Origin of the sequence: Lutibacter litoralis (assembly GCF_014646675.1) — a bacterium.
Classification (GTDB): Bacteria; Bacteroidota; Bacteroidia; order Flavobacteriales; family Flavobacteriaceae; genus Lutibacter; species Lutibacter litoralis.
The window spans coordinates 510,017-525,477 of the sequence record NZ_BMNS01000001.1; the positions used below are offsets into that span (position 1 = coordinate 510,017).

The window sequence follows — 15,461 nt, forward strand, 5'->3', positions numbered from 1 at the left end:
CTTTTATTATTTTTGGAACAGTAATTGCCTAAAAAAAGTAAACAATTAGCAATTAATCAATGAAAAAACAACTTTTTATATTTTTTCTTTTTATATCCGCTTTGACATTTAGTCAATCTGTAAAACTTGAAACTATAAGCCCACAAAAAAGCCTAGCTTTTAAAGGCGGAGAATGGCTAAAGTTTAGAATGAGTTATAGTAACTTTTTTAATGCTGGTTTTTCTACTATTGAAGTTAAAGAAACCAAAAACTTAAACAAAGACGCATTTCATATAATTGGAAAAGGAAAATCTACAGGATTGGTAAGTTTATTTTTTAAAGTAAAAGATGATTATCAAACCTTTATTTATAGGGATAATTTAAAACCCTATAAATTTATTAGAAAAATTAATGAAGGTGGCTATACAAAAGATAAAGAAATTACATTTAATTACAATACCAATGAGGCAACCGTAAAAAACAATAAATCTAATACGGAAACAAAGCACCCTATAAATGATGAAATTCAAGATATACTTTCATCTCTTTACTTTTTAAGAAGTCAAAAATTAAATGCCTTAAAAGAAGGTGATGAAATTGAATTACCAATGTTCTTCGATCAAGAAATCCATAATTTTAAATTACTTTTTTTAGGTGAAGAAGTTATTAAAACCAAGTTTGGTGAAATTAACTCTTTAGCTTTTAGACCAATGGTACAAGCAGGTAGAGTGTTTAAAGAGCAAGAAAGTGTTACTGTTTGGATTAGTAATGATGATAATAAAATTCCACTTAGAATTAAAGCCTCCCTCGCAGTAGGATCCCTTAGAGCAGATTTAGAAGCTTTTAAAGGATTAGCACATCCTTTTAACATTATTTTTGACAATTAAATTGTACTTTTGCGTTTTATTTTTTTAACCAAATAAAAAAATGTAAATCTGAGAACATTGAAAAAAATTAGTACACTTATACTATTAGCTATATTAATTTCTTGTAAAGAACATAAATCACAAGCCGCTTTAATTCCTGAGCCTAAAGAACCAGAAATTATAGAGGAATTTGGATTTAAATTAAACAACTACAAAGTAATAAATGACACCATTAAATCTGGAGAAAATTTTAGTGAAATTTTAGACAGACATCATATAGAATATCCTAAAGTTTTAGAAATTGTAAATAAAATTAGAGACACTTTTAATGTTCGAAGAATAAAAAGCGGTATTCCTTACACTATTTTAGCAAAAAACGATTCTACCGAACAAGCACAAGTTTTTATTTACAAACATTCTAGAGTTAGATACACTGTTATTGATTTTAAAGATTCAATTCCAACCGCATACAATGGTAGAAAACCAATAAGAACCGAATTAAAAACAGCATCTGGTATTATTGAAAGTTCATTGTCTGAATCTGTTGAAGAACAGGGGTTAAGCTCTTACTTAACTTTTAAAATGGCAGATGATATTTATGCGTGGACAATCGATTTTTCCAGACTTCAAAAGGGAGATAAATTTAAATTAATTTATGAGCAATTATATATAAATGACACAATTCCTGTTGGAATTGGAGAAATAAAAGCTTCTTATTTTGAACATGGAGACAAACCGTTTTATGCATTTAAATTTGTAGCAGATTCAACACTTAATATTTCTGATTATTTTGATGATGAAGCTAATAATTTGCGTCGTCAATTTCTAAAAATGCCGATAAAATTTGGAAGACTTTCATCTCGCTATAATTTAAGAAGAAGAATTGCATTGTACGGAAATAAAATTAGAGCACATAAAGGAACCGATTTTGCTGCAGCAATTGGTACAGAAATTATGGCAACTGCAAATGGAATTGTGACAGAATCTCGCAGAAAAGGAGGGAATGGTAATTATGTAAAAATTCGTCATAATAGTACTTATAGCACCCAATATTTACATATGAGTAGAAGAGCTGTTAAAGTTGGGGATGTAGTAAAACAAGGAGATATTATTGGATATATTGGTATGACAGGTAATACTTCTGGACCACATGTTTGCTACCGTTTTTGGAAAAATGGAGTTCAAGTAGATCCCTTAAAACAAAAACTGCCTGCAGCAGAACCTATGAAAGATGCCATAAAACCAACCTACTTTAATTTTATAAAACCGATTAAAGATCAATTGGATATCATAGAATATTCAACAATAATGAATGAAATAAGCATTACTGAAGAGGAATTAAACTCATAAATAAAAATAATAATGAAAAATATAAATCCAACTGAAACAAACGCCTGGCAAAAACTTACCAACCATTATACTGCATTAAAGGACCTTCATTTAAAATCGTTATTTAATTCGGATAAAATTAGAAAGGAAAAATTTTCAATCAATTTTAATGAGTTTGATTTTGACTTTTCTAAAAATAGGATAACGGATGAAACTATAGAATACCTTTTAGAATTGGCAAATGAAGTTGATTTAAAAAGTGCTATGGATGCTTATTTTTCAGGAGAGAAAATTAATAAAACCGAAAACAGAGCCGTATTGCATACAGCCCTAAGAAATCAATCTAATAATGAAATTTTTGTTGATGGGAAAAATGTAATGCCAGAAATAAAAGAAACCTTAAGCAAAATGGAATCTTTTACAAACAAAGTTGTTTCTGGAGGTTGGAAAGGTTTCACAAATAAGCCAATTACGGATGTTGTTAATATTGGTATTGGAGGGTCAGATTTAGGGCCAGATATGGTTGTAGAATCTTTAAAATATTATAAAAATCATTTAAATGTACATTTTGTTTCTAATATAGATGGAGACCATGTGCAGGAAACGATTAAAAATTTAAATCCTGAAACTACCTTATTTGTTATAGTATCAAAAACATTTACCACACAAGAAACCTTAACAAATGCAACTACTATAAAAAAATGGTTTTTACAATCAGCTTCAGAAAAAGATGTAGCGAAACATTTTGTAGCTGTTTCAACAAACTTAAAAACGGTTGGTAAATTTGGAATTGATAGCGATAACATTTTTACTATGTGGGACTGGGTTGGTGGTCGTTTTTCACTTTGGAGTACGGTTGGATTAACAATTAGTTTGGCAGTTGGATTTCGAAATTTTAAAGACTTATTAATTGGTGCTTTTGAAATGGATGAACATTTTAAAAACACACCTTTTGAAAAAAATGCTCCCATTATTGCAAGTTTAATTAGTATTTGGTACACCAATTTTTTCAAGAGTGAAAGTGAAGTTATTTTGCCGTATTCTCAGTATTTAAGTAAACTTGCACCTTATTTGCAACAAGCAATTATGGAAAGCAACGGTAAAAGTGTAGATAGAAATGGAAACGCTGTTGATTACCAAACAGGAAATATTATTTGGGGAAGCCCAGGTACAAATTCGCAACATGCATTTATGCAGTTATTGCACCAAGGTACCAAATTAATTCCTGCAGATTTTATCGGTTTTAAAGAGTCTCTTTATGGAAATACAGAGCACCACACAAAATTAATGGCTAACTTTTATGGTCAAACGCAAGCTTTAGCTGAAGGGAAAACAAAAGAAGAAGTACACTTAGATTTAAAAACACAAGGTAAAATTAACGAAATTGAAACCTTACTTCCCTTTAAAATTTTTGAAGGTAACAAACCAAGTACAGCTATTTTAATAGACAAACTAACCCCAAAAACCTTAGGAGGTTTAATTGCTTTTTATGAATGTAAAATATTTATTCAAGGAGTAATTTGGAACATCTATAGTTTTGATCAATTTGGAGTAGAATTAGGTAAAGAATTAGCCCATAAAAATCTTCTAAAGAATAGCTAAAATCGCTTCATAAATAAAATATAAAGTTTTTAACAAATTAGTGAGATTTATTAACATTTAACAGTCTTTAATTACCTGATAGCCAATAAAATTATAGGTTTTTTGTATATTTATTTTTCTTAATTTAATGTTAAAATTTAACAATAAATTAAAGGCAGAACCAATAAAAATTTGCATTTTTGCAAGACATTTAATTCAAATTAAAATTTAAACATGAGAAAATTTAAACATTTATTAATGGTAGTGGTACTATGTACTTCAGCCACTATTTTTGCTCAAACAAAACTTACTGGAAAAGTAGTTGACGAAACTAGTCAGCCTTTACCTGGAGCTTCTATTGTTGTTAAAGGATCAAGCACAGGAGTTTCTACAGATTTTGATGGAAATTTTACATTAGAGACATCTATTTCTAATGGTACAATTGAAGTTTCATTTGTTGGATATGAAGCTAAAAATTTAACTTTCAATGGGTCTAAAAACTTTGGATCAATTGCATTAAATCCTTCTGCAGAATCGTTAGAAGAGATTATTATTACGGCAACTTCTTTCGCTATTGATAGAAAAACGCCAGTTGCAGTTTCAACTGTAAAAGCAGAGGTTATTGAAAACAAATTAGGTTCTCAAGAATTTCCTGAAATTTTAAAATCTACTCCAGGTGTATATGCTACTAAGTCAGGTGGTGGATTTGGTGATGGCAGATTAACATTAAGAGGATTTAATTCTGAAAATGTTGCCGTTATGATTAATGGTGTTCCGGTAAATGACATGGAAAACGGTAGAGTTTATTGGTCTAACTGGGCTGGTTTAGCTGATGTAACTAGTGCAATGCAGGTACAAAGAGGTTTAGGAGCTTCTAAATTAGCTGTACCTTCTATTGGTGGTACGGTAAATATTTTATCAAAAACTACTGATGTAGAAAAAGGTGGAAATATTTTTACTGCTGTTGGTAATGATGGTTACCAAAAATATGGAGCAACTGTTTCAACAGGTTTACTAGATAATGGTTTTGCGGCTACTGTTTCAGCTTCAAAAACAAAAGGTGATGGTTATGTTGATGGAACTCAGTTTGAAGGGTATAACTACTTTGTTAATATTTCAAAACAAATTAATGACAGCCATAAAATTGCACTTACTTCTTTTGGTGCTCCACAATGGCATGGTCAAAGACAAAATCAAAGCTTAATTTCTACGTATAGAAATGCTGAGAGCGGTATAAAATTTAACCCTAACTGGGGTTATAGAGATGGAAATGTTGTGAATGTTGAAGATAACTTCTATCACAAGTCCCAAACTTCATTAAACCATTACTGGACTATTAATGATAAAACTAATGTATCTACTGCTCTTTATGCTTCTTGGGGAACAGGAGGTGGTGGTGGTACTGCTGGTGACTCAAGTTTATTCCAACAAAGAATTGGTGGTGATGACCAACCAATAGATATTGATAATATTGTTGCAATTAACCGTGCAAATGGTTCTTTAGGGGCTGAAGCATATTTAAGAGCTTCAAGAAATGATCATAGTTGGTTTGGTGTATTATCTACATTAAAAACAGACTTAAATGATAATGTATCTTTAATTGCTGGTGTAGATATTAGAGATTATACAGGTAAACACTTTAGAGAAGTGACTGATTTGTTAGGTGCAGATTATGCTTTTGATAACAGCAATGTAAACAATCCTAATGCTGCATTAAAAGTTGGTGATAAATTTTCTTATTATAATGATGGTGAAGTTGGATGGCAAGGTCTTTTCACTCAATTAGAGTATGATAAAGATAATATTGCTGGTTTTATTTCAGCAGCTTTCTCTAATACATCATACAAAAGAATAGATTATTTCCAATACTTACCTGGAAATCAAGAAACTGACAAATACAATTTCACAGGTTATAGTCTAAAAGGTGGAGCTAACTATAATATAAATGACGAACACAATGTGTTTGCAAACATTGGATATTTTGAAAAAGCACCAGGTTTTGATGCTGTATTCTTACAATTTGACAATGACCACATAAATGCTGATGCTGAAAATCAAAAAATATTTAGTACTGAATTAGGGTATGGATTTAGAGGTGCAACATTTGCTGCAAATGTTAATATTTATAGAACCGAATGGAAAGATAGAACTTTAACTAGAGGTTTTCAAAACCCAGATGGATCATTTAACTCAGCAAATATTTTAGGTGTTAATGCTGTTCACCAAGGTGCAGAGTTCGATTTCACGTATAGACCTGGAAATAAATTAAGCATTGTTGGTATGCTTTCTTTAGGTGACTGGACGTGGGATAACGATGTAACAAATGTTGAAATTTTTGATGAAGAACAAAATTTAGTACAAACTGTTGATTTATTTATTGCAGGTTTAAAAGTTTCTGACGCAGCTCAAACAACAGCAGCCTTAGGGTTCGATTACGAACTAATGGATAAAACAAATTTCACAGTTGACTTTAACTATTTTGCTGATTTATATGCTAGATACGACCCTAACTCAAGAGGTTCTGTAGGACCACAAGCATGGAAAGCGCCTAATTATACAACTTTTGATATGAGTGTGAGACATGGATTTAAAATTGGTGACTTAGATGCTACATTAATAGGTAGAATGAATAATGTATTTGATACACAGTATATCGCAGATGCAACAGATGGTAATGGTTCAGTTGACGAAACTGCACTTGTTTGGTATGGATATGGAAGAACTTTTAATGTAAGTGCCAAAATTAGATTTTAACTAAAAACATAACAACAATGAAAAAATTTATTTATTTATTTATGGTTCTAGGCTTAGTTTTTACTGCCTGTGATCCTATGGAAGATATTCATGATGCTATTGATGCTCAAAATGAAATTATATCGGGTGACGTTATATTTGAAATGAGTGATGAAGATTATGATGAATTAGGTAAATCCTATGGTAATTTTAATTCTGAAGATGAAGCTAAAGGATTAATCCCTGGTTTATTAGCTGATAAATACCCGGTATGGGGATTAGGTTCTTCTGCACTTGTAACTTTTGATATTTACTCTCCAAAAAGAGAAGAAAAAAGTATAATTAGATACACGGTAACTACTGAAGATTACGATTCAAACCCTGATACTGCACGATTTAATAATTTTGATGATGTAGATCAAATCTATGACTTGTTAAATGTAAAATATCCTAGCCCAAGTGATAGAACCTTAGTTTCACTAACTTATGAGTATTACGATGGATCTAAAAAAACGCTTAATAATGGATTTTTATACATTAATGGTGATTGGGAATTTATTTTAGGTTTTACTAATGATGAATATGGAATTATGGGCGAAGGATTCTCTAATTTCTCTAGTGAAGATGAGGCTATAGTTAAAATTCCTGTTTTCCTTAAAGATAAATTTAAATTTGATACTAAAGTAGCTGGTGATATTGTATCAACTATGTATAAATTATACACAACTGATGTTGATGACCTTGATGGAGATGGACGTACTGATGATAGAACAGAATATAGTTATGTTAAATATTTTGTTTTTGATGGTGTAAACTGGTCAGAATACAATGATGTAGCCAGTTCAACAATTCAATTCGGACATGATGGTAATACTTGGGTTCCAGACAATACTATAAAATACACTTTTACAAGTGATGATGTAGCATTTATATCTAACACTTTAATTGGTACTTATCCTGGACCTGCGGATAATGTAGGGTTCTTTGGTAGTTTTGATAGAAGATCAAGTAGCGATAACTTCTGGAGCGATGATATGTTGTTAGAAGCATTTAATGCACTTTTAGACAATAAAAATCCTTCTGCTGAGGAAGGACAAAAGTATGTACTTACTTTTATTGTTTATACAGGTTCTACTGGTAATGAGACTAAAAGCGTTATTAAAACTGGCGGAGTATGGGTATATCAGTAAGATGATATATTCTAAAATATAAAGAAGCCGTCTCAAATCTTGAGGCGGCTTTTTGTTTTTACTCATTTATAATATTCAAAGTTTAATAACCTACAGCCTGACCATCTTTTCTAGATTCAGAAGCGCCAAAATAAACTTTGTTTTCGGCATCGAACATAATTGCTTGATAACCACCAAAACTTCCACCATATCCAACTTTATGACCTCTAGAAATTAATTTTCTAATTTCATTAAATGATATACCACTTTCTAATTTAATTTCACCTCTATTAACTGCCATTTCTCCCGTTGGTGAAGAAGAACCTGTGTGTTCAATTCTTGGAGCATCGCCAGCTTCCTGCAAATTCATTCCAAAATCTATTAAGTTCATTACTATTTGAACATGACCTTGTGGTTGAAAATCACCTCCCATAACACCAAAACTTACATAAGGTTTTCCGTTTTTTGTTATAAACGCTGGAATAATAGTATGAAAAGGTCTTTTTTTAGGCTTATAAGTATTAAATTTGCCTTCTTCTAGCGTAAATAATTCACCCCGATCTTGTAGCATAAAACCTAATTTTGGAGGTACCATTCCAGAACCCATTCCTCTATAATTACTTTGTATTAGAGAAACCATATTCCCTTCTTTATCGCCTACCGTTAAATAAATAGTTTCTCCAGCACTAATTTCTCCAGCATTGTATTTTCCAGCCCTTTCAGTAATTAATTCTTTTCTGTTTTTCGCATATTCTTTATCCAATAATTTCTGAACAGGTACTTTTGCGAAATCCATATCTGCATAATATTTTGCTCTGTCTTCAAAAGCTAGTTTTTTAGCTTCTGTTACAATATGAATGTGCTCTGCAGAGCCAAATTCAATATTTGTAAAGTCATATTGTTCAATAATATTTAACATTTGTAAAGCAGCAATTCCTTGTCCATTTGGTGGTAATTCCCACACATCAAAACCTCTGTAATTTATTGAAACTGGTTGTACCCATTCCGATTTATGTGTAGCTAAATCATTATATGATAAAAATCCTCCTTGTTCTTTTATAAAATCAACAATTGTTCTTGCTATTGCTCCTTTATAAAAAGCATCACGACCACCTTTGGCTATTTTAGAATAGGTAGTTGCTAAATACGGATTTTTAAAAATTGTTCCTTTTGAAGGCACTTTACCATTTATAGTATACGTTTCTAATACATTGGGAAATTTACTGCCTAAATAGGTAACAGAACGTTGTAAATAATACCCAATTAATTCGGTAACTGGGAAGCCTTCATTTGCATAATTAATAGCTGGGGCTAAAATTTTATTCATAGGTAATTTGCCAAATTTAGCATGCAATTCAAACCAACCATCAACACAACCGGGTACACTAACAGGTAAAGGGCCTAAAGATGGTATTTTTTTATAATTATTATCCTGAAAATATTGTAATGTTAACTCTTCTGGGGATCTACCACTTGCATTTAAACCGTATAATTGTTGTGTTTTTGCATCCCAAACTATGGCAAATAAATCGCCACCAATACCACTTCCTGTTGGTTCCATTAAACCCAGAGCAGCGTTGGCTGCAATAGCAGCATCAATTGCAGAACCTCCCTGTTTTAAAATATCAATACCTACTTGAGTAGCTAAAGGATGCGATGTTGCTACCATTCCGTTTTTTGCAATTACTTCTGATCTTGTAACATAATTTGCCCCTGTAATTCTGTCTTGTGCAAACATTTGAAATGAAGATAATACTATAATAACTATTAATAAATATTTCATAAATGAAGATTTTATAGGTTGTAAACAAATTTAAACTAAATAATTATAGAATAAAATTACTCGTGTAATAGTAAAGTTATTAATTTTTGATAACTTTTGAATAGCAAAATCATATAATATGAAAAAGAGTAAATACAAAAAAGCCTAACAACTCATAGTGTTTGTTAGGCTTTTTAATTTTTATAGTTTAGTTAAACTTTTTAAAAAGAATAGTTTAATCCAAACATCCAATAAGTTTGAAGTTTATTATCAACATTTTCAAATGTAGCAGCGTCGTCATCTGCCAAAGCATAATTAAGTGCTTCTTGCTTGTTTTTTCTTAAACCTAAGTCAAAACCTACACCAATCCCTTTCCAAAGTGTGTATCCAAATGAGTTTGTCCAAGTCCAGTTAGAGTAATCTGAACTTTTGTAACTTTGAAAGGCAGATAGGTTTGTTTTAAATTTTACAGCACCTAATTGTTTCGTATAGTCAGCAACTATTTTAGCACCTAAAGAAGACTCAAAAATAGTTTCACCTTTGCTAAAAACAAAATTATAATTTAAAGGATGTATAACAACAACCATATCTGTAATTGGAGTCCAAGTTGCTCCAACCCCAAAGTCTAAATAACCTAGGTCGTTAAAATTACTTAAAATAGTAGTTTTATATTCACCTAAAGTTGAAATAGCAAATTTTTCACTTAATTTACGCCCATATAAAGATGTTATACTAAATATATCGGTAGCTTCTTGAAATTCTTTAGTATCGTTAGGATCATCTTTATCATCAAACTTTACCCAGCTTAAATTTACAGTAGCAGAATTTCTCCAGAAAAACTTTTCTTGTTTTAGGTTTGCAAAAGCATTAACCGTAAAACCAATATTTCCTGATGCTGAATTTGGTTTTTCTTTTGAATACCAATTATCGAAACCAGAAAGGTTTCCTCCAATTGTTCCAAACGCACCTTTTTTCCAACCTGGAAATGCATCAATTTTACTTTGTATAGCTTTTACCTTAGCCTGCAATGCAGCAATAGAATCTTTTTTTGGAGCTTGTTCAGCTTTTAACTTTTCTATTGTTTGCGCATTTAGATATGTTAATCCAAACATACATATCAATACTAAAATTACTTTCTTCATATTTTTAAAATTTATTTTTTAAAGTGCAGATATGCATTATTAAGACTCTTTTCTGTTTGAAAAGTCACATATTTTTTAATATCCTTGTTAAATTTAAGAAAAAATGAGAAAATAGAATACTTTATTTAAAGTAATTAAAAGATAAGCAGTTTGTTATTTTTTAATTAAAACAATATTGCAAATAATAATAATGAATGCATTTTAAAACTAAAATCCATAGTTAAAACTAAGCCCAAAAACCTCTCTTATTTGAAAGCCTTCATAGGCATTATCATCATAAATGGTTTGAAAAATTAAGTTTGTAGTAAAGTAACCGTTAATTTTCATTACAAGGTTCATTGTATAATCAATATCAATATTTTCAGGATTTTCTAAATAATTGGCATATAAATTAAGTAGATTTTCAATGCTCATATTTTCCATTAGATTAATTTTTAATCTACCCGATGCATTAAAACCTAATTCCAATCGTGTATTTTCTCCTTCTTCTACTCCAAAATAGGCGCTTTTAGGCAATGTTAAATCTTTATCAACAATTACTAATTTAGTAGTTGCAGGAGCAATATTAAATTTAAAAGTTTTATGTTTTTCCCATAACATACCTGGTCCAATTAAAAATGTTGCTGGCGAAAAAAAGTTGGTAGATTCATTTCTAATTTCCTTACCATTAGCATCTTTGCTATATTTAAATCCTTTATTAAATTGTGTTTTAAAATTAAATAAAGCAGAATAATACCAATAGCTTTCGGCATTAATACCTAATAAAGAATTAAATTCGAGTCTATCATCGGTTTTTTTTGTAAACTCAGTATTTTTACTTTTTGTTAAACCATAAGAAGTAGTAATATTATTTTTCCAAGTATAGTTTCCCTTGACATAATCAAAGTTATAATTTATACTGGCATTACCAGCTAATGTGTTTTCTCCTTTAGAAGCCCAATTATTAAATGCAGATTGGTTAAACATAAAAGATATTTTTCCTTTTGTAGACCAACTTGGCTTTACAGCAACAGAGTCTTTATCGTTGGAATACGAAAAGGTGCTATTAAATATTAAAAATAAAATTAAAAAAAATGCTTTCTTCATAAAATTCAAATTGAAAATTATAACTGACAAAATTAAACAGAATACTTTATATAAAAAAGTTTAAAAACGTCATATTTACAGTTAATAGGTTAAATTATTTTAATAACGTCAATTTTTGCAAATAATTATAATATTAGCTTGCTTTTTATCTTTATTCTTAAATAGTGACTGGACAGAAACAAATTAATATTATAACTATAGTTCTTCACCTTTATTTGGATCAATTAAACCAAACTTTTTTGCTCTAGCTTCCCAGCTTTTTCTGGCAAGTAATTGTAAGTCTGCAACGGTATCTCGTTCATCCATAATTTCTAAACCTAGTAAAGTTTCAATAACATCTTCCATAGTTACAATTCCGCTTGTAGTTCCATATTCATCAACCACTAAAGCTATGTGTTCTTTGTTTGCAATAAATTTTTCGAATAAATCTGGAATTGGAATTGATCTATTTGTTATAATTAATTCTCTTTTTATTTCAGAAAGTTTTTTAGCTCCATTGCCTTTAATAATCTCTTCCATAACATCATCTTTTAAAATAAAACCGGTGATATTGTCTGAATTGTCATTAAAAATAGGAATTCTAGAGAATCGTAATTTTGGATGTTTGTTAAAAAACTCTTGAATTGTAATGTCTTCAGAGGCTCTTGTCATAACTGTTCTAGGAGTCATAACATCTTTAACTTGCACTAATTTAAAAGTAAGAAGGTTTTTAATAATGGCACTTTCACTTTCTTCAAAAACACCTTCTTCGTGTGCAATATCTGTCATTGTATGAAAATCTTCTCTACTTAAAATTGAACCATGACCTCCTCTTCCGCCTATTAGTTTTGTTGTAAGTTGGAGCAACCATAAAATACCTGTATATTTTAAAACAAATATAAAAGGCAACAGTGTATTTGCGGTAAAACCAGCTAATTTATTCCAATATTTTGCGCCTATTGTTTTTGGTATTATTTCTGAAAAAACCAAAATTAAAATAGTCATTATTGCAGAAATAATTCCAACTGCATTTATTCCGAAAATATTTATTTTAAGATCTAAAGATTCTGCTTGAACTCCAACCAATATTGCACCCACAGTGTGTGCAATGGTATTTACAGTTAAAATTGCAATTAAAGGTTGGTCAACATCTTTTTTTAGAATTTCAAGTTTAGACGCAAAAGCTTTTCCTTCTTGTTTTTTTATGGTTATAAATGTTGGAGAAATACTCAATAATACCGCCTCTAAAATAGAGCATAAAAAAGAGAAGAGAAGTGAAACTGCTGCATAAAATATGAGTAATGTCATTATTTGAGTAATTTAAAGGCTAAATGTAAGTAATAAAATGGCAACTTGAAAATAAAAAAATATTGTTAAAGAATACTATTTTTTCTTTTTGTATAACGCTACTGTAGAGCAAGCTTCGCCAAACATAATAGATTTAGCAACTGGCTGTAATTTTTCAATTAACTGAATATAAGCAGTCTCTGGAATTGGTTTATTGGAACACCCTTTAATAATAACTGGTACATCTTTATATGCTTCAACACTAAAACTACTTAACATATCTTGAAAAATTGCAGTTTCTAATTGTTGCAAATTTCCTACAATAGTTTTTGCCGAAAACGGACTTGAATATGTTGCAATTAACATATATGCCCAAGACGGAATTACTGCATCCACCGAGCAAGTAAGCGCTAAATAATGGTTTTTGTATTGACTCCAATCGTGGTTTTTTAAATACTCACGAAAGTCTATTTCTTTTAAAATAAGTTCATGAAACAACCATTCTTTTATGTCAATAACTGTTCTTGGACCTTTTGGGTAAAAGTCTTCAAGATCTATGGTTTTTAGGCTGCTTTTAGCAACTCTATTTACAATTTTGTCTGCCATTATAAAAAACCAAGTTCCAATTTTGCTTCTTCACTCATCATATCCTGCGTCCACATTGGATCAAAAGTAATTTCAACTTCAGCATTTTTAACGTCTTCAAGTGTTTTTACCTTTTCTTCAATTTCAACAGGTAAGGTTTCAGCTACAGGACAATTGGGAGATGTTAGTGTCATTAATATTTTAACATCATTGTTTTCGCTTACAAAAACATCGTAAATTAATCCTAATTCAAATATATCTACTGGAATCTCAGGATCGTAAATAGTTTTTAAAACGCCTACTATTTTATTTCCTAACTCTTCTACTCTATTATTATTCATACTTAAAATCGTTCTTTATATTCATTCTAAATAAGAGCAAATATACATGAATTAACTTAATTTAGACTGAAAAGCTAGTGCGTATAATTTTATTTGTTTAATCATAGAAACCAATCCGTTTGCTCTGGTAGGAGAAAGGTGTTCTTTTAAGCCAATTTTATCTATAAAAAACAAATCTGCATCTAAAATAGCCGTGGGTGTTTGCTCATTAAAAACACGTAATAAAATAGCAACAATTCCTTTTGTTAAAATAGCATCACTATCTGCTGTAAAGCTAATTTTTTGGTCTTTAATTTCAGAATGAAGCCAAACTTTAGACTGGCAACCAGCTATTAAATTTTCATCTTTTTTAAAGGTTTCATCTATTAAAGGTAAGGATTTTCCAAGTTCAATAATATATTCATAGCGTTCCATCCAATCATCAAACATTGAAAACTCATCTATAATTTCTTCTTGTATTTCTTTGATAGTCATTTTTTAAACTTATTTTTGCACAATCTAAGATTGCATCTTTTTAAGAACTGTAAAATTAAGGTAAAAAAATTAGAATTCCATTCCTATAAAGGCAGGAATCTTATCTATAAAAATATTTGTAAATTATTGACAAATTCTTGTATTTACAGGAATAACAAAAAACTTAATATGAGTAAATTATTAATTGTTGGTACCGTTGCTTTTGACGCTATTGAAACTCCGTTTGGTAAAACTGATAAAATTTTAGGTGGTGCTGCAACCTATATTTCTCTTTCTGCATCTCAATTTGGAGTAAAATCTGGAATTGTTTCTGTTGTAGGTGGAGATTTTCCAACAGCATTTTTAAAAAAGTTAAACAATAAAAATATCAATACAGATGGTATTGAAATTATTGAAGATGGTAAAACATTTTTTTGGAAAGGAAAATATCATAACGATTTAAACACAAGAGATACATTAATTACGGATTTAAACGTATTGGCAGATTTTAAACCTGTGGTGCCGGAAAAGTTTTTAGATACCGATTTTTTGATGTTAGGAAATTTGCATCCTTCAGTTCAAATGGCAGTTATTAAACAAATTCCAGTAAGACCTAAATTAGTTGCATTGGATACTATGAATTTTTGGATGGATAATACCTTGTCAGAATTAATGGAGGTAATTGCTAAAATTGATGTAATTACAATTAACGACGAAGAAGCACGACAGTTATCTGGTGAATATTCTTTGGTTAAAGCAGCCCAAAAAATACAAGAAATGGGGCCGAAATATGTAGTGATTAAAAAAGGAGAACACGGTGCACTATTGTTTAACGATGATAATGTGTTTTTCGCACCAGCTTTACCTTTAGAAGAAGTTTTTGATCCAACGGGTGCAGGTGATACATTTGCAGGTGGGTTTATTGGGCATATTGCTAGAACAGGTGATATTTCTTTTGAAAATATGAAAAGAGCAGTAATTGCAGGATCTAATTTGGCTTCGTTTTGTGTAGAAAAATTTGGAACAGAACGTATGGAAAATTTAACTTTTCAAGAAATTCAAGAGCGTTTATTACAATTTAAATTATTAACTCAATTCGACATAGAGTTAAGTTAATTGTATTCTAAAATTGCTGTATTTATGCAGAATTTTTTGTTTAAATTTATTAC

At 30.2% G+C, this 15,461-nt stretch carries 13 protein-coding genes; 6 read left to right on the plus strand and 7 right to left on the minus strand.

What is annotated here, in order from left to right; all coding sequences use genetic code 11:
* Positions 1 to 59 precede the first annotated feature (59 nt).
* The 5 genes from IEW75_RS02295 to IEW75_RS02315 all read left to right on the plus strand — a co-directional run bounded on the left by IEW75_RS02295 (position 60) and on the right by IEW75_RS02315 (position 7,678).
* Complete coding sequence (locus IEW75_RS02295) at positions 60 to 866, plus strand: DUF3108 domain-containing protein (protein WP_134248421.1); 807 nt, start codon at positions 60 to 62, stop codon at positions 864 to 866.
* 57 nt (positions 867 to 923) lie between these two features.
* Positions 924 to 2,195 carry a peptidoglycan DD-metalloendopeptidase family protein gene (locus IEW75_RS02300; RefSeq protein ID WP_308423292.1) on the plus strand — a complete coding sequence of 424 codons (1,272 nt, stop codon included), beginning with the start codon at positions 924 to 926 and terminating at the stop codon, positions 2,193 to 2,195.
* Positions 2,196 to 2,204: 9 nt separating this feature from the next.
* Complete coding sequence (gene pgi / locus IEW75_RS02305; protein ID WP_134248422.1) at positions 2,205 to 3,776, plus strand: glucose-6-phosphate isomerase; 1,572 nt, start codon at positions 2,205 to 2,207, stop codon at positions 3,774 to 3,776.
* 213 nt (positions 3,777 to 3,989) lie between these two features.
* Positions 3,990 to 6,509 carry a TonB-dependent receptor gene (locus tag IEW75_RS02310; RefSeq protein WP_134248423.1) on the plus strand — a complete coding sequence of 840 codons (2,520 nt, stop codon included), beginning with the start codon at positions 3,990 to 3,992 and terminating at the stop codon, positions 6,507 to 6,509.
* Positions 6,510 to 6,526: 17 nt separating this feature from the next.
* Positions 6,527 to 7,678: a hypothetical protein gene (locus IEW75_RS02315; RefSeq protein ID WP_134248424.1), complete on the plus strand. Its 1,152-nt coding sequence runs from the start codon at positions 6,527 to 6,529 to the stop codon at positions 7,676 to 7,678.
* Between the two features lie 82 nt (positions 7,679 to 7,760).
* Here IEW75_RS02315 and ggt read toward each other — a convergent pair whose 3' ends face one another.
* From ggt to IEW75_RS02350, 7 genes are all read right to left on the minus strand, one after another.
* Entirely contained in the window at positions 7,761 to 9,440 is a 1,680-nt protein-coding gene (gene ggt / locus IEW75_RS02320) for a gamma-glutamyltransferase (protein ID WP_134248425.1), read from the minus strand.
* Positions 9,441 to 9,640: 200 nt separating this feature from the next.
* Positions 9,641 to 10,561, minus strand: coding sequence for a DUF3078 domain-containing protein (locus IEW75_RS02325; RefSeq protein ID WP_134248426.1), 921 nt, complete (start codon positions 10,559 to 10,561; stop codon positions 9,641 to 9,643).
* Positions 10,562 to 10,768: 207 nt separating this feature from the next.
* On the minus strand, positions 10,769 to 11,647 hold the full coding sequence (locus IEW75_RS02330; protein WP_134248427.1) for a DUF3078 domain-containing protein: 879 nt from the start codon (positions 11,645 to 11,647) through the stop codon (positions 10,769 to 10,771).
* Between the two features lie 195 nt (positions 11,648 to 11,842).
* Positions 11,843 to 12,934: a CNNM domain-containing protein gene (locus tag IEW75_RS02335; protein ID WP_134248428.1), complete on the minus strand. Its 1,092-nt coding sequence runs from the start codon at positions 12,932 to 12,934 to the stop codon at positions 11,843 to 11,845.
* A 75-nt stretch (positions 12,935 to 13,009) separates the two neighbouring features.
* Positions 13,010 to 13,519, minus strand: a complete 510-nt coding sequence (locus IEW75_RS02340) for a DUF2480 family protein (RefSeq protein WP_134248429.1) — start codon at positions 13,517 to 13,519, stop codon at positions 13,010 to 13,012.
* Positions 13,519 to 13,839, minus strand: a complete 321-nt coding sequence (locus IEW75_RS02345; protein ID WP_134248430.1) for an iron-sulfur cluster assembly protein — start codon at positions 13,837 to 13,839, stop codon at positions 13,519 to 13,521. The genes IEW75_RS02340 and IEW75_RS02345 overlap by 1 nt, the downstream gene beginning before the upstream one ends.
* A 51-nt stretch (positions 13,840 to 13,890) precedes the next feature.
* Positions 13,891 to 14,313, minus strand: coding sequence for a SufE family protein (locus IEW75_RS02350; RefSeq protein ID WP_134248431.1), 423 nt, complete (start codon positions 14,311 to 14,313; stop codon positions 13,891 to 13,893).
* A gap of 168 nt (positions 14,314 to 14,481) precedes the next feature.
* Here IEW75_RS02350 and IEW75_RS02355 point away from each other — a divergent pair, with 168 nt between their 5' ends.
* Positions 14,482 to 15,408, plus strand: coding sequence for a PfkB family carbohydrate kinase (locus tag IEW75_RS02355; RefSeq protein WP_134248432.1), 927 nt, complete (start codon positions 14,482 to 14,484; stop codon positions 15,406 to 15,408).
* The last annotated feature ends 53 nt before the right edge of the window (positions 15,409 to 15,461 follow it).